The sequence below is a fragment of the Peribacillus sp. NPDC046944 genome (genome assembly GCF_050272735.1).
Classification (GTDB): Bacteria; Bacillota; Bacilli; order Bacillales; family DSM-1321; genus Peribacillus.
In genome coordinates this window covers 111,255-132,528 of record NZ_JBNNML010000009.1, presented here as the reverse complement: position 1 = coordinate 132,528, position 21,274 = coordinate 111,255, and the positions used below count along the sequence as shown (strand labels likewise).

The 21,274-nt window shown below is 37.9% G+C and carries 21 protein-coding genes; 15 read left to right on the top strand and 6 right to left on the bottom strand.

Going from position 1 to position 21,274, the window contains the following annotated elements; genetic code table 11:
• Nucleotides 1-25: 25 nt before the first annotated feature.
• Nucleotides 26-469 (bottom strand): DUF1641 domain-containing protein, encoded by a 444-nt coding sequence (locus ACQKIC_RS16685; RefSeq protein WP_402875259.1) that lies wholly within the window; start codon nt 467-469, stop codon nt 26-28.
• A gap of 1,026 nt (nt 470-1,495) precedes the next feature.
• On the opposite strand from ACQKIC_RS16685, the gene ACQKIC_RS16680 reads away from it, so the two are divergent.
• From ACQKIC_RS16680 to spoVK, 8 genes are all read left to right on the top strand, one after another.
• A complete protein-coding gene (locus ACQKIC_RS16680) occupies nt 1,496-3,112 on the top strand; it encodes a thiamine pyrophosphate-binding protein (RefSeq protein WP_427591913.1) in 1,617 nt (538 codons plus the stop codon).
• Between the two features lie 273 nt (nt 3,113-3,385).
• Nucleotides 3,386-5,146 carry a SulP family inorganic anion transporter gene (locus ACQKIC_RS16675; RefSeq protein WP_427591914.1) on the top strand — a complete coding sequence of 587 codons (1,761 nt, stop codon included), beginning with the start codon at nt 3,386-3,388 and terminating at the stop codon, nt 5,144-5,146.
• A 24-nt stretch (nt 5,147-5,170) separates the two neighbouring features.
• On the top strand, nt 5,171-5,521 hold the full coding sequence (locus tag ACQKIC_RS16670; protein WP_427591915.1) for an ArsR/SmtB family transcription factor: 351 nt from the start codon (nt 5,171-5,173) through the stop codon (nt 5,519-5,521).
• A 417-nt stretch (nt 5,522-5,938) separates the two neighbouring features.
• Nucleotides 5,939-6,394: an SMI1/KNR4 family protein gene (locus ACQKIC_RS16665; RefSeq protein WP_402875271.1), complete on the top strand. Its 456-nt coding sequence runs from the start codon at nt 5,939-5,941 to the stop codon at nt 6,392-6,394.
• 269 nt (nt 6,395-6,663) lie between these two features.
• A complete protein-coding gene (locus ACQKIC_RS16660; protein ID WP_402875274.1) occupies nt 6,664-7,974 on the top strand; it encodes a sensor histidine kinase in 1,311 nt (436 codons plus the stop codon).
• A gap of 274 nt (nt 7,975-8,248) precedes the next feature.
• Nucleotides 8,249-9,232, top strand: coding sequence for a tRNA (adenosine(37)-N6)-dimethylallyltransferase MiaA (gene miaA / locus ACQKIC_RS16655; RefSeq protein ID WP_402875277.1), 984 nt, complete (start codon nt 8,249-8,251; stop codon nt 9,230-9,232).
• Nucleotides 9,233-9,235: 3 nt separating this feature from the next.
• Nucleotides 9,236-9,469: an RNA chaperone Hfq gene (gene hfq, locus ACQKIC_RS16650; RefSeq protein ID WP_034313436.1), complete on the top strand. Its 234-nt coding sequence runs from the start codon at nt 9,236-9,238 to the stop codon at nt 9,467-9,469.
• 366 nt (nt 9,470-9,835) lie between these two features.
• A complete protein-coding gene (gene spoVK, locus ACQKIC_RS16645; RefSeq protein WP_402875280.1) occupies nt 9,836-10,792 on the top strand; it encodes a stage V sporulation protein K in 957 nt (318 codons plus the stop codon).
• Between the two features lie 42 nt (nt 10,793-10,834).
• Here spoVK and ACQKIC_RS16640 read toward each other — a convergent pair whose 3' ends face one another.
• Nucleotides 10,835-11,443 carry a trimeric intracellular cation channel family protein gene (locus tag ACQKIC_RS16640; protein WP_402875283.1) on the bottom strand — a complete coding sequence of 203 codons (609 nt, stop codon included), beginning with the start codon at nt 11,441-11,443 and terminating at the stop codon, nt 10,835-10,837.
• A gap of 163 nt (nt 11,444-11,606) precedes the next feature.
• On the opposite strand from ACQKIC_RS16640, the gene hflX reads away from it, so the two are divergent.
• From hflX to glnA, 4 genes are all read left to right on the top strand, one after another.
• Nucleotides 11,607-12,860, top strand: a complete 1,254-nt coding sequence (hflX, locus tag ACQKIC_RS16635) for a GTPase HflX (protein ID WP_427591916.1) — start codon at nt 11,607-11,609, stop codon at nt 12,858-12,860.
• Between the two features lie 13 nt (nt 12,861-12,873).
• The gene (locus ACQKIC_RS16630; protein ID WP_402875288.1) at nt 12,874-14,142 is read left to right on the top strand and encodes an aminotransferase class I/II-fold pyridoxal phosphate-dependent enzyme; all 1,269 of its coding nucleotides are present in this window, start codon (nt 12,874-12,876) and stop codon (nt 14,140-14,142) included.
• A 210-nt stretch (nt 14,143-14,352) separates the two neighbouring features.
• Nucleotides 14,353-14,757 carry a MerR family transcriptional regulator gene (locus tag ACQKIC_RS16625; RefSeq protein WP_402875291.1) on the top strand — a complete coding sequence of 135 codons (405 nt, stop codon included), beginning with the start codon at nt 14,353-14,355 and terminating at the stop codon, nt 14,755-14,757.
• A 37-nt stretch (nt 14,758-14,794) separates the two neighbouring features.
• Nucleotides 14,795-16,129 (top strand): type I glutamate--ammonia ligase, encoded by a 1,335-nt coding sequence (gene glnA / locus ACQKIC_RS16620; protein WP_402875294.1) that lies wholly within the window; start codon nt 14,795-14,797, stop codon nt 16,127-16,129.
• 109 nt (nt 16,130-16,238) lie between these two features.
• Here the strand turns inward: glnA and ACQKIC_RS16615 are convergent, their stop codons facing one another.
• The 4 genes from ACQKIC_RS16615 to ACQKIC_RS16600 form a co-directional block, all read right to left on the bottom strand.
• Nucleotides 16,239-17,426 carry a tyrosine-type recombinase/integrase gene (locus tag ACQKIC_RS16615; RefSeq protein WP_427591917.1) on the bottom strand — a complete coding sequence of 396 codons (1,188 nt, stop codon included), beginning with the start codon at nt 17,424-17,426 and terminating at the stop codon, nt 16,239-16,241.
• 307 nt (nt 17,427-17,733) lie between these two features.
• Nucleotides 17,734-18,651, bottom strand: coding sequence for a hypothetical protein (locus ACQKIC_RS16610; RefSeq protein ID WP_427591918.1), 918 nt, complete (start codon nt 18,649-18,651; stop codon nt 17,734-17,736).
• Nucleotides 18,652-18,702: 51 nt separating this feature from the next.
• Nucleotides 18,703-19,290 carry an ImmA/IrrE family metallo-endopeptidase gene (locus ACQKIC_RS16605; protein WP_427591919.1) on the bottom strand — a complete coding sequence of 196 codons (588 nt, stop codon included), beginning with the start codon at nt 19,288-19,290 and terminating at the stop codon, nt 18,703-18,705.
• Nucleotides 19,291-19,378: 88 nt separating this feature from the next.
• Nucleotides 19,379-19,795: a helix-turn-helix domain-containing protein gene (locus ACQKIC_RS16600; protein ID WP_427591920.1), complete on the bottom strand. Its 417-nt coding sequence runs from the start codon at nt 19,793-19,795 to the stop codon at nt 19,379-19,381.
• 160 nt (nt 19,796-19,955) lie between these two features.
• Here ACQKIC_RS16600 and ACQKIC_RS16595 point away from each other — a divergent pair, with 160 nt between their 5' ends.
• From ACQKIC_RS16595 to ACQKIC_RS16585, 3 genes are read left to right on the top strand one after another with little or no spacing between them, the layout of a single operon-like run.
• Complete coding sequence (locus ACQKIC_RS16595; protein ID WP_427591921.1) at nt 19,956-20,186, top strand: helix-turn-helix transcriptional regulator; 231 nt, start codon at nt 19,956-19,958, stop codon at nt 20,184-20,186.
• Nucleotides 20,187-20,222: 36 nt separating this feature from the next.
• On the top strand, nt 20,223-20,528 hold the full coding sequence (locus ACQKIC_RS16590; RefSeq protein WP_427591922.1) for a DNA-binding protein: 306 nt from the start codon (nt 20,223-20,225) through the stop codon (nt 20,526-20,528).
• Nucleotides 20,528-21,226: a BRO family protein gene (locus ACQKIC_RS16585; RefSeq protein ID WP_427591923.1), complete on the top strand. Its 699-nt coding sequence runs from the start codon at nt 20,528-20,530 to the stop codon at nt 21,224-21,226. The genes ACQKIC_RS16590 and ACQKIC_RS16585 overlap by 1 nt, the downstream gene beginning before the upstream one ends.
• The last annotated feature ends 48 nt before the right edge of the window (nt 21,227-21,274 follow it).

The following is a 21,274-nucleotide window of genomic DNA, read 5'->3' as shown; positions in this document are numbered from 1 at the left end:
AACTGGTTGAATGATAATAATAGAATTAGTTTTGGTTCTTACGTTCTGCAGAGATTTCAAGGAACGCACTTGCGAAACGGAAAAGTTTTTGCGCTTGTGGATCTTTCATCATACGTAGTAAACCGAAAAGACCAATGACTTCCGTACTTTCTTCAGCCCGGTCCTTTGCTTCGATTGCATTGGCAGCAAGGCCCTTTACAGAAGATACAACTGGTGTTGCCATTTCTGAAATAGCACTGACTGTATCATTTTTCAATACTTCATCAGTTGCAACAGATTGAGCAAAATCATATGACTTTGTCAAAATATTAACCAATTCCGTTAATTTTGGTAATTGTTCTACTAAATTATTCAGTGATTGTTGAACCTCAGGGTTTAAAAGTTGATCTAGGATATCTCTTTGTTCCTGGCTTGCAGAGATATTAAGTGTTTCGTTTTCAGGTTTTGATTTTGAGACTACATCTGCCATATCTATTTCCCCTTTGCGTTGAACTTAATTTGCTAATTAGGATGCAAAGTCACATTACTATCGAAGTCAGAAACTATAACTTTGAAAATCTCTTTAAAAAGTTATCGCTACTAGAGGCCCATACTGATATGTAGTTCCTTTGATAGAACCTATTAACTTACTGAACTCACGTGTCTCTATCCTAACACTCCTAATCATACGTCTACCGACTGTTAATTTCAAATAGTTTTTTACAATATGAATATAACTTAAAGTTATTATTTATGTTCGTGTAAGCCAGGGGACATTTTTCGTGGTATCATCGGGAAACTTGAATATCTTCTATATTCTCCATTTTTATGGTTTTTTTGAGAATTCACCTTGGAAATAGGCTTCATTCCTATAAAATACCTATAATTTTCTTACTTTTTTGTATTTCTTTTAGTTTTTACGAATAAACTCTCTAAAATCAGGGTATAAGATATTACTTGTATTGGAGATGATGCCTTTGATCAAACGTCGATTATTAAAAGTTCATGGAGAAATGATTCAGATTTCCTCCAGATATTCTAAAAAGCATAACAAATGGAATTGTACGGCCAAACTTGCCAATAGTTCGCTTATCGCATATTGTCGAGATAAAAACAGGATACGTGCAGAAACTGTGTCCATGAGTAGGTTAATAATTACTTATGATGATTATAAAATCATATAATCAGGATGAACGTACTTTATAAATAGTAAAAGGGCACTCAATCATTTTTGATTGGGTGCCCTGGCCTGCCCTTTTTAATTAACGCTTTATCTTGAAATTATCCTTTTTTTAAAAGAATATTTTGTATGTTGCTATAGTGATATACGTAATAGAAAGATGATTAGAAATCCATACAAGTAGAAAAGCTATCTGTTAATACTCAGATGGCTTTTTTAATAGAACTAACTATAAAAAAATAAAATTCAATACATTTGTTTAAAAGAAAGGAGATTAGTGTAAAAAATAATAGGACAAATTAACGCAAGTAATAAAAGCGAGAGGGTTGAAGGATTTTGGAACATTCTAAGAATACAGTTGCCGAGTTAATCATTCAACAATTACAACTCATGAATGTGAAAAGAATTTATGGAGTGGTGGGAGATACGATAATTGGACTGATTGATGCACTGGCGAATCAAGAAAATATTAAATTCATTGCTGTTAAGCATGAATCGGTAGCCGCTTTAATGGCTTCGGCGGAGGCCAAGTTAACAGGGGGATTGGGTGTGTGTACCGCGACCATGGGACCTGGGGTCACTAATTTGCTTAATGGACTTGGTGATGCCTATTCCGATAAAGCACCGGTGTTGGCCATAACAGGGCAGGCTCCAAGTGATAAAATAGGAACGGATTTTCAACAATATGTGAATCAACAGGAACTTGTGAAGCCGTTTGCTTCTTATAGTGTAAATTTGACCAGCCCGGATGCCATTATTGAAGTGATGCACAAAGCGGCCCAAAAATCGCTTGGCCAGAGAGGGGTTACTCACCTTTCCATACCAAAGGATTTTTTCGATAAAAAAACGCAAGTGCGGCCAAGGCGTTTACCTTTGCTTGTTAAAAGTACTTCCTCGCTGGAAGAAGAAAGCAAGAATCGGATTCTTGAGGTAATGAAAACAGCGAGACAACCTATGATACTTGCTGGAGCCGGTGCCCGTGGTGCTTCAGAAGCGATTGAGATGCTTGCCGGTACGTGGGGTGCTGCCATTCTTACTAGCCTTGGGGGTAAGGGCGCTTTCGAGGCAAATTCTCCAAATCTTTTACAAGGCATCGGGGAAGGCGGCAATCCATATGCGAAGACCGCCTTCCTGGAGGCTGACGTCGTATTGCTTGCCGGTGTTACTTGGTGGCCCGAAGGATATGTGCCAACGGATGCGAAGATTATACAGATAGACAGTAATTTTGACAAGATTGAAAAAAGCATACCCGTAGAAATCGGTATTAAAGGTAATACTGAAGAGGTTATTCCTCAATTGAATCTTGGATTAAAAGGGCACAACAAGAATGATGAGTGGGTCGGTCGTTGCCGGGAAGTGAAAGAATTATGGTCAGCGCAATTGGAACAGGAAGGCAATAGCGAAGGTTCTCCTATACACCCAGCAAGGATTATTCGAGCGATTGAAAGGACGATAGATCCAGATGCGATCCTAGCAATCGATACTGGGGATGTAACTGTTTGGACGAATAGAATCTTGCGCCAACAAAACCAAAGGGTTCTATTTTCAGGATATTGGAGAACGATGGGGTTTGGTCTTCCAGCTGCAATGGCTGCCAAATTAGCCGAACCGGAAAAACAAGTAGTAGCCGTTGTCGGTGACGGAGGCCTTCAGATGACACTTGCTGACTTACTGACAGCCAAACGATATGGCATTAAGATTACCATCATCGTACTCAATAATGAATCACTACAAATGGAACGGGATAAAATTAAAGCTGAGGGAGGGGATGAAGTGGGCGTGGGTCTGACAAATCCTGATTTCGTAAAGGTAGCGGAAGCCTGTGGATGGAAGGGTGTGCATGTCGAAGAGGATAACTCCTTGGAAGCATCCATCACAGAAGCTTTGCAGTCAGAGTTACCCGCTTTAGTCGATATCCGTACAGCTCAAATCTTTTTCCCTGAAACAGAATGAAAGGACAATTACGTACAGGGAAAATATATAGTGGAAGGAAGTTAGTAAAAAGAGGCATTTGACCAATGGGTTAAGTGCTTCTTTTTTTGCCAAATATAATAGAAAGGACCCATCAAAAGGTACTGTATCAAAAATAAATGATTCACGCTTCCTACTGAATTACCCCCACTCTTTAAAATGACCTTTGACAAAAAGAAGAGAAAGGGTTAAATTCTAATAATCGTATATTCAAATAATCAGATATACAAAAATAAAAAAAGGAAGTGCTTTTTTATGAAGCGAAATTGGCTTATTGATGGAAGATACAAAGATTATTCTTTTCAATCTTTACAAAAAGATTTTATAGCTGGACTCGTAGTCGGTGTAATTGCCATTCCATTAGGCATGGCATTTGCTATAGCTTCAGGTGTAAAACCTGAATATGGGATATACACGACAATCATTGCCGGAGTATTGATTTCCCTATTAGGGGGTTCGAAATTTCAAATAGGTGGGCCAACAGGTGCGTTTATCCCGATTTTATTTGGGATTGTAATGACATATGGGTTTGAAAACTTATTAATTGCTGGATTTTTAGCAGGAATCATCCTAACCTTAATGGGGATTTTTAAATTAGGCTCATTAATTAAGTTTATTCCCAAACCTGTAACGATTGGGTTTACCGCTGGGATTGCTGTCATCATATTTGTGGGCCAGGTTCCGAACTTTCTGGGATTGTCTGGTGTGGAGAAACACGAAGAATTCATTAATAATGTAAAGGAAATATTCATGCATATTCAAAGCATGAACATGTACAGCGTATTAACCGCAGGTATTTGTTTAATGGCTGTTTTAGGCACACCTAGGTTCTTTCCAAAGATTCCAGGGCCACTAATCGGCATTATCTGTTCGACATTGGTTGCCACTTTCTTATTTCCGGGTCAAGTAGCAACGATTGGTTCAACATATGGGGAAATTCCAAATAATTTGCCACAGTTCAAATTTCCTGAGATTACTTTAGATCGCATTCAACTTTTAATTCGACCCGCGCTTGTCATAGCCATGCTAGGAGCAATAGAATCATTATTATCAGCAGTCGTGGCAGACGGGATGTCCGGTAGTAAGCATAATAGTAATAAGGAATTGATTGGTCAAGGCGTTGCTAATATAATTACTCCTCTATTCGGTGGAATCCCAGCGACAGGTGCAATCGCAAGAACGGCTACCAATATTAAAAACGGGGCTGTTTCCCCGGTATCCGGTGTGGTTCATGGCATAGTCGTCCTCTTGGTTTTAGTGCTGTTTGCACCGTACGCCTCAAAGGTGCCGTTGGCAAGTATGGCTCCGATATTGATGGTGGTTGCTTGGAATATGAGTGAGAGGCATCTTTTCTTTAATATGGTCAAAATCAAAACGACAGATTCACTCATTCTAGTTATAACATTCTTATTGACGGTATTTGAAAATTTAACCAGCGCCGTAGAAGTGGGGCTTATTTTAGCCGTCCTTTTATTTATAAAACGAATGAGTGATACAATAGTAACTGAAAAAGTATTGCCTAATCCCAATAATAAACACCAACAGGTTGATAGCCGAGTAGTTACATCTACGCATGATTGTCCACAGATTAGTATATATAATGTGGAAGGGCCACTCTTTTTCGGTGCAGCCCAAACTTTTGAACAGTCTATTATTGGGACAACCCATTCCAAACCAAAGGTACTGCTTTTAAGAATGGGACAAGTCCCATTGTTGGATACCACTGGTGAGTCTTATCTTTCTAACATCGTTCATCATTTTTCTAAACACGGTCTCGTTTTGATTTCTGGAATCAAACCACAACCTAAAACGCTTCTGATCAAAACTGGCTTATATGAAGTAATTGGGAAAGATCATTTTTTTGATCATACAGGAGTAGCGATTGATTACGCTCTTGAACAGTTAAATAGGAATAAGTGTCTTGGCTGCAAGCACTTTGCCTTTAGAGAATGTTCGGCTTTATCAGGGGAGCTCACCAAAGGTATTGAGGAAAGAAGACGGGCCTTTTCCAGTTAATTAAATTGAAGAGGAGAATTATCATTGAATCTTGAGATGCAACAATTTAAAGCGGAGTTTTTTAAGGCACTTGCACATCCCTTGAGAATAAAAATTCTCGAGTTATTGTCAGAAGGAGATAAAAACGTAAATGAAATCCAAAATCTCATTGGTAGTGAAGGATCCGCAGTTTCCCAGCAGCTAACCGTTTTACGAGCGAAAAATATTGTCGTAGGAACGAAAGATGGAAATCGCGTGGTCTATTCACTAAGAGACCCCATGATTGTGGAACTTCTTTCAATAGCACGTCAAATATTTAATAATCACTTGGTAGATACGATTTCAATGCTAGATAAAATAAGTGAAAATGAGGAAAAGAATATAAATAAGTTGTAACTGAGGCTGGGGGATGTTGACATAGCAACGTAAAGATGAACTATGTCAACACCTTTATTTTTCCTTTTTATTTGCAGAAAATACTGAAAAAAACAAACGAAATTATGTTAATATATTTTAAGAAAGTGGTATAGGATAAATATGGGGAATAATAGTTATAGTAAAGTTTTCTTTTACAAGCAACGAGTGGGAAATTTGATGAAAACGTACTATTTCCCCAAGAATTATGAAAATCTACATGGTATAGTACAATTATAATTAGATATTGTTATTTATTGTAAAACGAGATATTAAAGGGGCTATTGAAAGACAACTGCAATCAACATATATCCTCGGAGTTATCCCCTGATTACATTTAAGTTTAGGCATATAGGTGGCTAATGTAGTTTTTTATTAAAACGAACTGGAGTTGATAGGATGAGGAAAATCACTGGATACGGCAAAGCAACACAGGAAGCGGTCAATAACTTTGAGAGGTATGTCGGTTTCGAGATTCCGGCTGATTATAAACATTTCCTCCTTGAATATAACGGAGGGACCACTACCGTTCAAAATGGTAAGTTTTATGTAGAGGCATTGGACACACTTGTATCGTTAGACGTGTTATATGGGTTGGATATCGATAGTGAACAGCTTGATTTACAAAAGTTGCATGAAAATAATAAAGATGGTTTACATACAAATTGCATTATAATCGGCAACGATACCTGTGCAGGAAAAATCCTGTTGATAAACAATGATGAAGAACAAGGAATCTTCTTTTGGGATCAGGGGTGGTACGCAGATCCCTCCAGTCAGGATGAAAATATTTATAAAGTGGCAGAAAGTTTCAAATCCTTTATCGAGGGACTAAAAATCCCTGAGGAAATTTAAATGAAATCAATTAATAAAGCATGATAGCCGAAAAAAGGACCCTGGACCATTAAAGATTAATGGTCCAGGGTCCTTTCACACTTGTTGAAGTCTAGAAAAAGGAATATTTAGAACGTTGTGTCATTATCTTATTTATTCATTTTGTGATTAAATATACCTATGATAATCGATATAAAATAAGTTTACTATATTTCTTTCTCTGTAATTATAGTAAAATTATAGTATAATATCCGATTTTCAACTTCAAGAGATGGGGTATATAGAATTTTATGAAAAATAAAAAGGTAAAAGCATTCATTATAATGATATTCCTATTGTTACTTGGATTTGTCCTACTTAATATGTTTACTTCTTATTTAAATATCAAAAATACTGTTCAAAGGTCTGTGGCCAATCAAAATCTCTTGGTTGCTAAGTCTGTTGCTAGTACGTTGGATATAGAAGCCTATAAACGCTTTCTTAAAAACCCAGTAAAGAGCCAAGAATATGAGGATATTAAAGCCTATTTAGAGAATGTCCGTGAAAATGTTGGCGTTGTACACATCTATACTTTAAAAGTGGAAAACCCCCAAGAGTCAAGGACCATGATTGCAGGTCTCCCAGAAAACGTTAAAAGAGAACCTGAAATTGGGGAACTATGCACGGTCCCCGAACGCCAGGTCAGACAGGCCTATAAGGGAGAAAACTTCATCACGGATATTCTGGATGACCCCATATATGGGAAGTATATGACTGTAGGAGTTCCCATAAAGGATAAGGAAGGCTCCGTAATAGGTTTTTTAGGAGTGGATGCGAGTGCTGAAGATATTCACGCAATAAGCGATGAGGTTATCAATAGCAGCATTTTTAATCTGATTTATTCGGGCGCTTTTGTCATTATCCTGGCCATTGCTTTTACAATCATGCAAAGATGGTATCGAAAAGAGTTGATACGAGAAGTAGGGGATACTGAGGATACGTACAGGGCGGAGTTTCAATCTCTTATGGCATCTGTTCGTTCCCTAAGGCATGACTTCTCCAATCACATTCAGGTCGTACACGGTCTTTTAAAACTTGGAGAAAAAGATAAAGCATTAGAATACTTAACAGGTCTCTCTAAGGAGATCCATACCATAGAATCCATGGAAATGAACGTTACACACCCTGGGTTATCGGTGCTGTTGGAAACGAAAAGGCTGTCTGCCCAAAACTATAATATTGATATAAGCCTTGATATTTCTCCAGATTCTTTCGATACGATTAAGACGATAGATTTAATTAAATTGTTATCAAATATAATAGATAATGCCATAGAAGCTACGATTGAAATACCTGAGCAAGAGCGGCGTATGAATATCATTTGTAAAAAGGATAAAGGAAAATATACATTCACCGTTACGAATTCAGGACAGATGATTAGTAGGGGGGACCTGAAAAAGATTTATATAAGTGGATTTTCCACTAAAAAGAAAGAAAAAGGAAAAGAGCGTGGTCAAGGTCTGTTTATCGTTAAGGATCTAGTAAGGAGATATAACGGTGAGATATCAGTAGATTCGAATGAAGTAGAAACGACTGTAACGGTCTTAATACCTGTGGAATGAAGTTTTTACAAATAGACCGCCCAAAAAGTGAGATGCTTTATTTTGTTAGGGATGTTTAGGGGCATGAACCCGTTTATGGGATCATGCCTTTAGTCATGTGGATTTACAGACAGTACTCCAAGCGTTGAACCAGAACCTTCGCTAACTTGTTAAGGAGATATATTCGCCGATGTGAATAAATGAGTGAGGAATGGATATAATGGTTAGATGTTTAACTGCTTTTGTGGCGTTTTGTGATAAGATAAAAAAAAATCATATAAGGCAGTGAATAAAGTTGACACAACAAAAAGGAAAACTTCTAGTCATTATTGGACCGACGGCAGTAGGCAAGACGAAACTGAGCATTGAGTTGGCCAAGCGATTTAATGGAGAAATAATCAGTGGGGATTCCATGCAGGTTTATAAGGGAATGGATATTGGAACTGCAAAGATCACAAGAGAAGAGATGGAAGGCATTCCCCATTATCTACTTGATATAAAGGGGCCGGATGAACCATTCAGTGCAGCTGAGTTTCAGAAGCGGGCAAATGCTTGCATTGAGGATATTCAGGGCAGGGGCAAACTCCCTATCATAGTAGGAGGCACGGGTTTATATATTCAATCGGTAATCTATGATTATCATTTCTCTGAAGCGCCATCCGATCCTCTATATAGGGAACAGCTCGAAAAACAAGTCAACGAAGCAGGAATCGATCCTGTTTTTGACCAATTGCGGAGTGTGGACCCAGAAAGTGCTAAAAGAATACACCCTAATAATGTAAGAAGGGTGATTCGTGCACTTGAGATTTACCACTGTACAGGAAAAACAATGAGTGAGCAGATGAATCAACAACCCACGGAAATGAAATATGATACATGCATAATAGGACTGACAATGGATCGGGACAAGTTATATGAACGTATTGACCAACGAGTTGATGGAATGGTGGAAGCGGGATTGATTGAAGAGGTACAATCTTTTTATGATCAAGGATTGAGGGATTGCCAATCGATACAGGCAATTGGTTACAAAGAGATATACGACTACTTTGAAGACCGGGCTTCGGTGGAAGAAGCGATCGATTCTTTGAAGCAAAACTCACGCCGATATGCAAAACGTCAATTGACCTGGTTCCGAAATAAAATGGATGTAATCTGGTTTAATATGACGGACATCGAAGGGTTTACAAAAAAAATAAATGAAATATCTGGATTTGTAGCAGGAAAGCTTTTCAAAGAAGGCGAATACATAAATTTAGAGAGAAAAGAGGAGGACTAAATCATGAAGCAATCCGTAAATATTCAAGACCAATTTCTTAATCAATTACGAAAAGATGGGACGTATGTGACGGTTTTCTTATTAAATGGTTTCCAAATCAGGGGCCAGGTTAAAGGGTTTGATAATTTCACTGTGTTATTCGAATCCGAAGGTAAGCAGCAATTGGTATACAAACATGCTATATCCACATTCGCTCCACAGCGTAATGTTCAAATTGATTACGAAGTGAAGGAATAACCATATACATGATAGCAAAATGACAGGCGGCCCACAGGGCGGCCTGTTTTTTTGTGCTAAGAGCTTGTATCTTTTTCAAGGATTCGATTATTTTACTTGTTCGTTTTGAATATATATGGAAGGAAGAATCATTTCTCGGGAAAGCGCAGGAAATGACATGAATGAAAGAAATGATGAATAGGAGATAAATTGTCGAAAGCCCCTTTATAGACAAGAAAGCTAACTGAAAAACCCAATATTTACAAAAGTAAATTAGACGGAGATATTGGCGAAGGGAAAACATAAAATGACCCGAAAGGTCCGTGTGTGTTTCATGTTAAATGAATGGTTTAAAAGTTTAGGGTCCAAGATGGAGAGGTGAAGACATTGGAACAACCGATCCGTATGAAAAATAACGGGCAAATCAATATCGTTTTTAATGCGGAAAATAGAAAATCACTACAGAAAGATTTGCCGGTCAAAGAAGTGTTGGTCCAAGAAATTCCCCAACAACATGTGGCTTTGAAGGAAATAGAAGACGAACTGAAGGCACTGGTTGGAATGGATGAGATGAAACGCATGATAAAGGAAATATACGCTTGGATTTACATAAACAAACAACGTGAGACCAGAGGGCTGAAGACTGGTCAGCAAGCACTTCACATGATGTTTAAAGGGAATCCAGGAACAGGTAAGACTACCGTTGCCCGATTGATTGGTAAGTTGTTTCAAAAGATGAATGTCCTTTCTAAAGGGCATTTGATTGAAGCGGAACGCGCCGATTTGGTCGGTGAATATATTGGTCATACAGCCCAAAAAACACGTGATCTGATTAAAAAGGCAATAGGTGGCATATTATTTATCGATGAGGCCTACTCTTTGGGAAGAGGTGGAGAGAAGGATTTTGGCAAAGAAGCGATAGATACGCTTGTCAAGCATATGGAAGATCGCCAACACGAATTCATCTTAATCTTAGCAGGTTATTCTCGTGAAATGGACTATTTCCTAAGTCTCAATCCAGGGCTTTATTCGAGGTTTCCACTAGTCGTCGATTTTCCGGACTATACAATCGATCAGTTAATGGAGATAGCTGGCCTCATGTTGCAAGAGCGTGAATATATTATGAGCCGGGATGCCGAAAGGAAGTTAAAGGAACATTTGATTGTATTACGTTCCGATCGTGGAGTGGTATCGTTTTCTAATGGACGTTATATTCGGAATGTACTTGAAAAATCGATAAGGGCGCAGGCCATGCGCCTATTAATAGAAGATACGTTTGAAAAGGTCGACCTGCTTACCCTGACAAGTCAAGACCTCGTTTTCGAGGATGATGAGAAGGAGTGACAACAGAAAGGCCCGCCATTAAACGTGGCTGGCCTTTCGCATTTATATTTTCGGGACCCATTTTTTATTAGGAAGGTGCCAATTATAGGTGTAAGATAGCACGCGGAATAAAGTGACAAAAATAAAGAGTGTGTATAAATGCCATGCTTGCGAGAAAAGTCCACTGCCTAGAGCCAAACCTGCGATGATTGCCCAAACGGCATAGATTTCTTTTCTAAAGACTAACGGTTTTCTCCCGGCAAGTACATCCCTGATTATTCCCCCACCACAACCGGTTAGTGCCGCGGACACGATAATGGCGCTAATTGGATGATTCAGTTCCACTGCATACATGGCACCTTGGATAGCAAACGCAGAGAGCCCAATGGCATCACTGAAGTTTCCCCATCTGTCCCAATGCCTTGATAGATTGGTAGGGAAAAGAAAAACGATGGTGATTGAGACCAGGGCGACGGTGAAATAGAGGCTTTGATCCCAAAGCGCAGATACAGGCACGCCGATTAAAAGGTTTCGAATCGCTCCGCCCCCGAACGCCGTAACAATTCCTAAAATATATACTCCTAAAATATCATACTCTTCTTCCATTGCAATGATGGTTCCACTTATGGCAAATGCAATTGTACCAATGAAGGTTAATACTTCCCACGTCATATCCTTTTCCCTCTATGTCATTTCAGATTTATGGTAAAGCCAAACTTGATTTTAGCATGTTACGGGTGATATTAATATGGTTACTGGCCTTGTTTTCAGGAAAATTTTATAAGTGACCATTTATTTGGTATGATGGATGAAAATTGTTTAGGTGGTGTATGAATTGGAACAGGCAATAAGAGAAACCGCTATATTGATTGGTTGTCAAACGACAGAGGATGAGGAACATTTCCGCTATTCACTGGAGGAGCTGGCTTCGTTAGCTAAGACAGCAAATGGCGAGGTATTGATGACCATTACACAAAAAAGAGAACGGATTCATCCGTCGACATATATAGGTAAAGGGAAAATAGAAGAACTACAAAACCTAGAAGCAGAATTGGAGCCTGATTTATTCATTTTCAATGATGAATTATCACCGAGTCAAATCCGGAACCTTTCTAAATTCCTGGAGGCTAGGGTGATTGACAGGACTCAGCTTATACTGGACATTTTTGCTCAGCGAGCCAGGTCGAGGGAAGGTAAGCTCCAGGTGGAACTTGCCCAGCTCCAATATTTAATGCCCCGTTTAGCCGGGCAGGGTACAGCCATGTCCAGATTAGGAGGCGGAATCGGTACGCGGGGACCGGGAGAGACGAAGCTCGAAAGTGACCGCCGTCACATTCGTGGGAAAATTGACGAAATCAAGCAACAACTAAGGGGAATCGTGAAGCATCGTGAGAGATATCGTGAAAGGAGAAAACGAAATAAGGCGTTTCAGGTTGCTCTTGTTGGTTACACGAACGCTGGTAAATCAACCTTGTTCAACCGTTTGACAGAAGCAGATTCCTTTGAAGAAAATCTGTTGTTCGCCACTCTCGATCCAATGACACGAAAAGCGATTCTTCCTAGCGGCTTTACTGTACTAATGACCGATACGGTCGGTTTCATTCAGGATTTGCCGACTTCCCTGATTGCAGCCTTTCGCTCGACATTAGAGGAAGTGAAGGAAGCGGACTTGTTGCTCCACGTTGTCGATTCGTCTAGCTCGGATTATTTTAATCATGAGAAAACGGTTTACAACCTATTAAATGACTTAGATGTCTCTTCCATTCCCCAGCTAACGTTGTATAATAAGAAGGATAGGGTTCACGTCGACTTTTTAAGATCTTCCAGTAATGATTCGTTATTAATCAGTGCCTATGACCAAAAAGACCTGGAAACAATCATGGAAGAAATTGAAAAGTACGTCATTGAGAAAATGATACCGTATAATGTTTTCTTACCTTCCAGTGAGGGTAAACTACTATCACAGCTAAAAAATGAAACCATTTTGCGCACTCTCTCCTTTAATGAAGAATCGGAAAGATATGAATGCAAAGGTTTTTGTCTAGCTGATCATTCAATAATTGGACAGCTAGAGAAATATTCATTATAAAAGGGGAATTTGGATGTATCAGCAGTTAAAGCATGGAGAAGTCTTAAAAACAATCGCCCAAGAAGTCGAAGCGATGATTTTTCCATTACATAAGCAAGTAGATGAAAGAATCGAGACCAATCAATTTCGCGTATTGCAAAGCTATCAGAAGCACCGTGTGAGTGATTCGCATTTTAACCCAACAACAGGATATGGATATGATGATATCGGACGTGATACGCTCGAATTAATATATGCCGATGTTTTTGGTGCGGAAGCAGGACTGGTTCGTGCTCAAATCATTTCCGGTACACACGCCATATCCACTGCCTTATTTGGGATTTTACGTCCAGGCGATGAATTGCTATACATAACTGGAAAACCATACGATACATTAGAAGAAATTGTCGGGATCAGGGGTTCTGGAATTGGGTCCTTACGCGATTTTCAAATAGGTTATGATGCGGTACCGTTAATGGAATCGGGAAGTGTGGATTTTGAAGCCGTCAGACAAGCGATCAATCCGAAAACGAAAATGATAGGCATCCAACGCTCAAAGGGCTATGCGACTCGTCCTTCCTTTACAATCGATGAAATAAAGGAAATGATTTCTTTCGTCAAGGAAATCAATCCAGAAATCGTTGTTTTCGTGGATAATTGCTACGGCGAATTTGTGGAAACGGAAGAGCCTTGTCATGTCGGGGCAGATCTTATGGCGGGTTCTCTCATTAAAAATCCAGGTGGCGGAATTGTGAAGACTGGCGGATACATTGTCGGTAAAAAAGATTTAGTTGAAGCGTGTTCCTATCGTTTGACGTCCCCAGGTATTGGAGCGGAGGCAGGGGCTTCATTATATAGCCTACAGGAAATGTACCAAGGATTCTTCCTTGCGCCACATGTCGTCGGGCAAGCGATAAAAGGTGCGATGTTCACAGCAGCCTTTTTAGAAAAAATTGGGATGAATACATACCCTCGTTGGGATGCAAAACGTACCGATTTAATTCAGTCTGTCCAATTCGATGATAAAGATAAAATGGTGGCTTTTTGCCAGGCAATTCAATATGCATCCCCAATTAATTCACATGTTACTCCATACCCTGCTTATATGCCAGGGTATGAAGATGATGTAATCATGGCTGCAGGAACATTCATCCAAGGAGCTAGCATTGAACTGACGGCAGATGGACCGACAAGGCCTCCTTATGTTGCCTATGTTCAAGGTGGCTTAACATATGCCCATGTCAAAATGGCTGTATTGACCGCGGTGAACTCGTTAATGGAGAAAGAATTGATACATTTGTAACGTGAGATGGTAGCCGTTAGTTTAAGAAATACACTTCGTGAGAACCCAGCATGTCTGGATTCTCATGAAGAAAAATAGTCATAATATTCAATGGGTTACAAATCATTCAATTTTTATGAATAATTTATGTCATAAAAGGTAACATCACCTTGACATATTAAATACCATATACTATGATTATATCAAGATAAACAAAGGAGGATGCAAAGAATGAGCGGCAACAACATTCGGCGTTCTATGCCTCTTTTTTCCATCGGAATTGTGATGCAGCTGACTGATTTGTCTGCACGTCAAATTCGATATTACGAAGAGCATCAATTAATTACTCCTATGAGAACAGACGGAAACCGGCGCGTTTTTTCTTTAAACGATATTGATAGACTCCTTGAGATTAAAGACTTGATCGAACAAGGCGTCAATCTCGCTGGCATTAAGAAGATATTTACTGTAAAAGAACAAAATTTACCGAAATCACAAGATCTTGAACAGGCGGAGAAAATAAGACGTGACTTAAGTGATGACGAATTGCGTAAGCTTTTACGAGCAGAGCTTCTCCAAGGCACTAGAAATCGCACATCTCTCCGACAAGGTGATATGTCGCGTTTTTTCAAATGAAATATCAATATGAACTATTATTTAGGGGGAATTGAAAATGGCAAAGTTTACACGTGAAGATATTACTCGTTTAGCAAAAGAAGAAAATGTAAAGTACATTCGTTTACAATTCACTGATATCCTAGGAACAATCAAAAATGTAGAAATTCCAGTTAGTCAATTGGAAAAAGCACTTGATAATAAAATGATGTTTGACGGATCTTCCATTGAAGGTTTCGTACGCATCGAAGAATCAGATATGTATTTGTACCCTGATTTAGATACATGGGTGGTTTTCCCTTGGACATCAGAAAAAGGTAAAGTTGCTCGTCTGATTTGCGATATCTACAATACAGATGGAACACCTTTTGATGGGGACCCTCGTGCTAACCTAAAACGAATTCTCGCTGAAGCAAGAGAAATGGGCTTCACGAACTTTAACTTAGGACCTGAACCTGAATTCTTCTTATTCAAACTAGATGCTCAAGGCGAACCAACTCTAGAATTAAATGATAAAGGTGGATACTTTGACCTTGCACCTACTGACTTAGGGGAAAACTGCCGTCGCGATATCGTTCTTGAACTGGAAGAAATGGGCTTTGAAATTGAAGCATCGCATCACGAGGTTGCCCCAGGACAACACGAAATCGATTGGAAATATGCAGACGCTGTATCAGCTTGTGATAACATCCAAACATTCAAATTGGTCGTTAAAACGATTGCCCGTAAACATGGTTTACATGCAACGTTCATGCCAAAACCACTATTCGGTGTGAATGGTTCAGGTATGCACTGTAACGTATCTCTATTTAAGGGAAGCGAAAATGCTTTCTACGATAAAGAAGGTAAATTAGAATTAAGCAAAACAGCTGAACAATTTATCGCGGGTATCATCAAACATGCACCAAACTTTACAGCGGTAACTAACCCAACTGTTAACTCATACAAACGTTTAGTACCTGGTTATGAAGCACCTTGCTATGTTGCTTGGTCCGCTAAAAACCGTAGCCCATTAATCCGTATCCCGGCTTCACGCGGAGTAAGTACGCGAGTTGAGGTACGTAGTGTCGATCCAGCAGCAAACCCATACCTTGCACTTGCTGTCATCCTAAAAGCGGGTCTTGACGGAATCGCAAATAATCTGACTCCTCCAGCTCCAGTGGACCGTAACATCTATGTCATGAACAAAGAAGAACGTGAAGCAGAAGGCATCATCGATCTTCCATCAACTTTATATGCAGCTTTAGAAACATTAAAAGCGGATAAAGTCATCAAGGATGCTCTAGGTGACCATTTACTTGAACACTTCATCGAAGCAAAAGAAATCGAGTGGGATATGTTCCGCACTCAAGTTCACCCATGGGAACGCGAACAATATATGTCTACTTATTAATAGCTTAAAAGCCTTGGTATTACTGAGTTACTCAGTAACCAAGGCTTTTTTTATTTTGGCGAAATATTAGAAAAATAACTTATTGACCACATTTTGACCACATTTCATACTATTTCATATTATATTGACCATAGTTCATATATTTTGAATAACCATCTACGCTTTTTTCTTCAAGTTTCTTGGAAACGTGCGCATAAACATCTGCAGTAGTCTGGATAGATTTATGTCCGAGTCGTTCTTGAACATCTTTTAAACTTGCTCCAGATTCAAGGAGTAAAACCGCATGTGTATGTCTTAATCCATGAATGGTTATATGCTTTGAAATTCCTGCTTTTCTACATATTCGTATAAATGCCCTATGTAATGTAGATTTGGAATAGGGAAGTCCATTACCTCGTTCAAACACAAGATTTGTTTCTCTGTGATATCTATCTGCAAATTTCAATTTTTGTTCCTTTAATTTAATCATATGACGCGATAGCAGAGCAGTAAGATTGTCGTCGATTAAAACTTTTCTATAAGATGTTTCAGTTTTAGGTGGCCCAAACATTTTTTTTATGTCCATTACGTCATAATTGAGTGTTTTGTAGATTTTAATTTTATTATCAGTAAAATCTATATCTTGGTCTTGAATAGCTAAAGCTTCACCTTTTCTTAAACCAGTGTCTATTAGGGTTTTAAATAAAATGAAATACTTCCAATTATCTTTTAGTGCAGCCTCTAAAAATTTGATTACTTCATCTTTGCTAAGATATTCTAAATCGTCTTCCTCTTTTATTTGGTTAATTGTTTTATTGGGGATAGTAACACCAGAACAAGGGTTTTTTGATAACATTTCAAGTGAAACAGCTTTATTCATAGCGTTAGAAATAGTAGAATGGATAATTTCTACTGTTCTTTCAGTTTTTTCTAAATCAGAGAGTTTATTAATGATTTTTTGATAATGGGTTGGGGTTAATTCTTTGATTTTCATATGACCTATTAGAGGAATGATTTTTTTATGGACATTACGCTCATGAAGTCTAAATGTATTTTCTTTTACTGTGTTCTTTTTATAAGTGATTAACCAATCAGGCAGGTAATCCTTAAAAAGAATATCTTTGTTATAAGCTTGTCCATTATTTATTTTAAGATCTTTAAGGGCTTCCTCAACCTTAAAAGCAGCTTCTTTTTTTGTATCTGCGCGTCGTGTAATTTGAGTCCTTTTACCAGTAGCAGGATTCCGAGGGCCTTCTTCGGTACACTTCCATTTGTAACCCTGTTTATTCTTTGCAGGTACTTTTTGATAATAAGCCAAAACGGTCACGACCTTTCATGATTTCTATGATTATTAGATTAGTACACTATTTTGTGTTTTTAGGGTAACAGTAAAGTAACACCCACCAAGCCTTGGTATATAGGGATTTATAATGTGTAAATACTACCTTTCAGAAACAGTCATTACACAGTCAGGTAACAGTCAGCGGATATAAACAAGAATGTTAAGAATGATTAAGAATGTATTACTGTTGTTGTTAATAGGACAGTAGGAGAGAATATGATTTTTAATAAACGAATATATGTTCTATTTTAGTTTGAAAGAAAAGCCCACTAAAGGGCTAAACTTATTCTTTAAACAAAACATTGTATTGATCAGCTATCGCTGGTAAATCTACACTATCTAAATCTTCATAGTTGATATTTTCTAATGTATCTTTCTCTAAAGATATTTTATAAGCTTTACTGCTCTTGGTCTTCCCATTACTATCTGTAAGTGGCAGATACCAAAAGTAAGTAATGCTATCAACGGTGAAATCAATAGATGAATCATCTTTAATTGATTTCGCAATTTCTAAAGTCTGTTCATTTACTTTTTTCTTGATAAAATTATTAGTAGCTTTTACTGGAGCATTTAAGTGAACAAGAATTAATTTACTCCCGTCATTTTTACCAAGGTTATCATTGATTTCGATTTCTTTAACAACTTCTTTTGACTTATCATTCCAATCAACGGTTTCTCCTAGTGCATCTTCGATAGCGGACTCGACATCATAGATATAATCTTTATTCGTTGGCTCTTCAGTATCCAAATCTTCCAAATCTTTATAAACACCGGTAGACTTTTTAGGGTTATCATAATTGTTTATTCCACTGTCATCTAAAAGAGTTGTATCTGAAGATGTAATTCCAAATTGTTCTATGGATTCTACTTTGTTTTCAAAGTCATAGGATATAATCCCATAGGAATCTTGAGAAGAGTTGCCTGTATAATTCCACATGAATCCTACAGTATCTACCTCGTTGGGCTCTCCTAATATTCCAAGCACTTTTTTATAAGAATCACCAATTTGAATTTGTTTTAATTCATCTTTAGAGATGGTAGCATTTTTATTTATTTTAGTATTAAGAATTGGTTCGCTTGATTCTTCTTTAATAGATTTGTTGCTATCACTACAACCAGAAACTGCTAATACCAAAAAAGAAACAAAAAGAAATAAAGACATAGACTTTCCAATGCACCGAATATATCCGAAAACAACCATAATAATTTACCTTCTTTTCAAAAAAGTTATAAAATCCTTAAAAAATATATATTAGTCCAAGTATTCTAAACTTCCTAAAATACCTTTGTGGTTGATCAGAGCATCCACTTTACGTTTATAAACTAGCTCTAATCTATACTGTGCAAATTCCTCAGTAACCACAAAATAATCAGCAATGTCAGAAATCAATACCGGCTGATCAAGAGCCGAATTAAATACATTTACTAAGAATTTTTTCGGCATTAATAAATAGGCTGCCATACGTTTAGCTTGATTCTCGGTTTTTGCTAGAACAATTGAATTAGCGCTTAATTGGGAAATATGGTGAGAATACAAATGACAAAATTCCTCGGTTAAAATCAATTTCTTTTCAACTGTCTCTAAATCAGGGTGAAGATAGATAGTTCCTCTTCTTCCTTTATCTTTAGGAATTGAACAGGCTTTTAAGTTTTTAATACCTTCGAAATATTCAGTTTCAGGAACGTAATTTGGATCAAGAGGTTTAACTTTAATTCCATAACGCCAACAAATATCATAGAGATCAATCTCATCTGGTTCGTTGTATGAGAAGTGCGAAAGTACCTTATTTGCGCGGGATTCCCAAGAATCCGATGTTGGTTCTAATTCCCTAAGATGCATGCCAATAACAACCTTTGGTGTGAAATATATAGTCTGAATGAACTGTATCTATGTTAAAAATAAACACGACATTTAACGTCGTGCTTATTTAATCCTCGATATCTCCAAAACCATTGCCTGGATTTTCTTCGCCTTCATCAAGAAATAGCTTTTTCATCTTTTGCAGCTTAATCAACTCTTTGATTTTTTTCTCTGGATTAGTGGCCAGATCGTGAAAGAGAATAGGATGCTTCTTCAATTCTTTAAAAACTTTATATTCCTCCTCTGTTAGTGGAATATCTTGCCCAGCAACAGAAATTTTTGAGGTATGTTCCTTACCATCAATTAAATAATCAGTTGATACATCAAAAAAGACGGAAAGTTTTTTTAAGGTATCGTAGTCAGGTTGCCTTTTATTTATTTCGTAATGTGCGTAAGTACCTCTGCTTAATCCAAGGTGCTTCGATAGCTGTTCTTGTGACAGACCACGCGTTGCTCTAAGTTTTTTTAATCTATCGCCCAGCATATTAATCCTCTTTTCTTTTCAATTGCCTTAATTATACTGTAGCAAAAAGCTACAATAAATATTTGTAGCGAAAAGTTACAAATTTATGTTGACTGTAGCAAAACGCTACTGTATATTTATATTATAAAGTGGCGAAACGCTACAAGAAAGAGGTGTTCTAATGGAACAGAGAACATGGCTCCTTGATAAAAGGAATAAAGCTAAATTAACTCAAGAGGAAGTTGCTGTAATTGCTCAAATTAGACGTCCGTATTACACACAAATTGAATCGGGAGTGAGGAGTCCAAGTGTAAAAGTAGCTAAAGAAATTGCTAATGCTATAGGGTTTGAATGGACGCTTTTTTTTGAAAATAATTGTCGCGATTCGCAACAAAATTCATGTACAGCCTAATAATTATCAATAATTAAAAGGAAAGGAGAAATACGAATGATTCAAGTAAACCTTGATTTTGCTGATGATAATTTCCGTGAAATGCTTCGTGAGGAAATCAAAAATGCTGTTGCTGATGTTATTCGACAAAATCAGTTGCCTCCAATGCTTACCAGGAAGCAATTCATGCAATTATTCAGTATCGGTGAAACTAAAGCTTCTGAATTGATTAATCGTTCTGATTTCCCGGTTATGAGGGAAGCAGGAATTTTAATCCCAACACATTTATTATTCAAATGGATTGACCGAAACACTCGATGGGTTGAAGACAACACTGATTATTTTAGCAGGGAGGCTATTTAATGAGTCAATTACAAAAAGTATTTAACTACCAAGAGCAAAAGATACGTACAGTCATTAAAAATACTCTACCATGGTTCGTAGCAAAAGATGTATGTGGAATTCTTGTAATTAAGAATAGTCGGGATGCAGTTTCTCGTCTGGACGAAGATGAAAAGGCAGTAGATTCAATCGACACCCTTGGCGGAAAACAAAATGTAACACTTGTTAACGAGCCAGGACTTTATTCTCTAATCCTTGGTAGTAAGAAGCCAGAAGCAAAGGCCTTTAAAAGGTGGGTTACCCATGAAGTTCTTCCTTCGATTCGGCAATTAGGAAGTTACTCAAGTGAAAAGGTTGTTGCTCTTAACGATAAACAATCTTTAGTAGCCCTCATGAAACTATCGGCCATAACAGCCGAGGAGACTGAAGAGTTAAAGTTAGTTGCTTCCGAGCATTCAAACAAATTATTGGAACTTGAAAAGAAAGTTGAACAGCAAATCACCTTAGATCATGGTGAACAACGGCGTCTTCAAAAAGGTGTAGCATACCGGGTCTATGAATTTACGAAAGATAAGAAAGAAGCTGCCAAGCTTTTTAAAGAACTCTATCGCGAAATCAAAGACCGTTTCGGCGTTGCTAGTTATAAAGACGTTAAGAGAAAAGAGCTCCAATCTGCAATCAGTTATATTGAAAACTGGATACCTCGTAAAGTCTCTTAACTTTAATTTAATTTTACTATTCTTAATCAAAATGTAGGAGGGGAACAA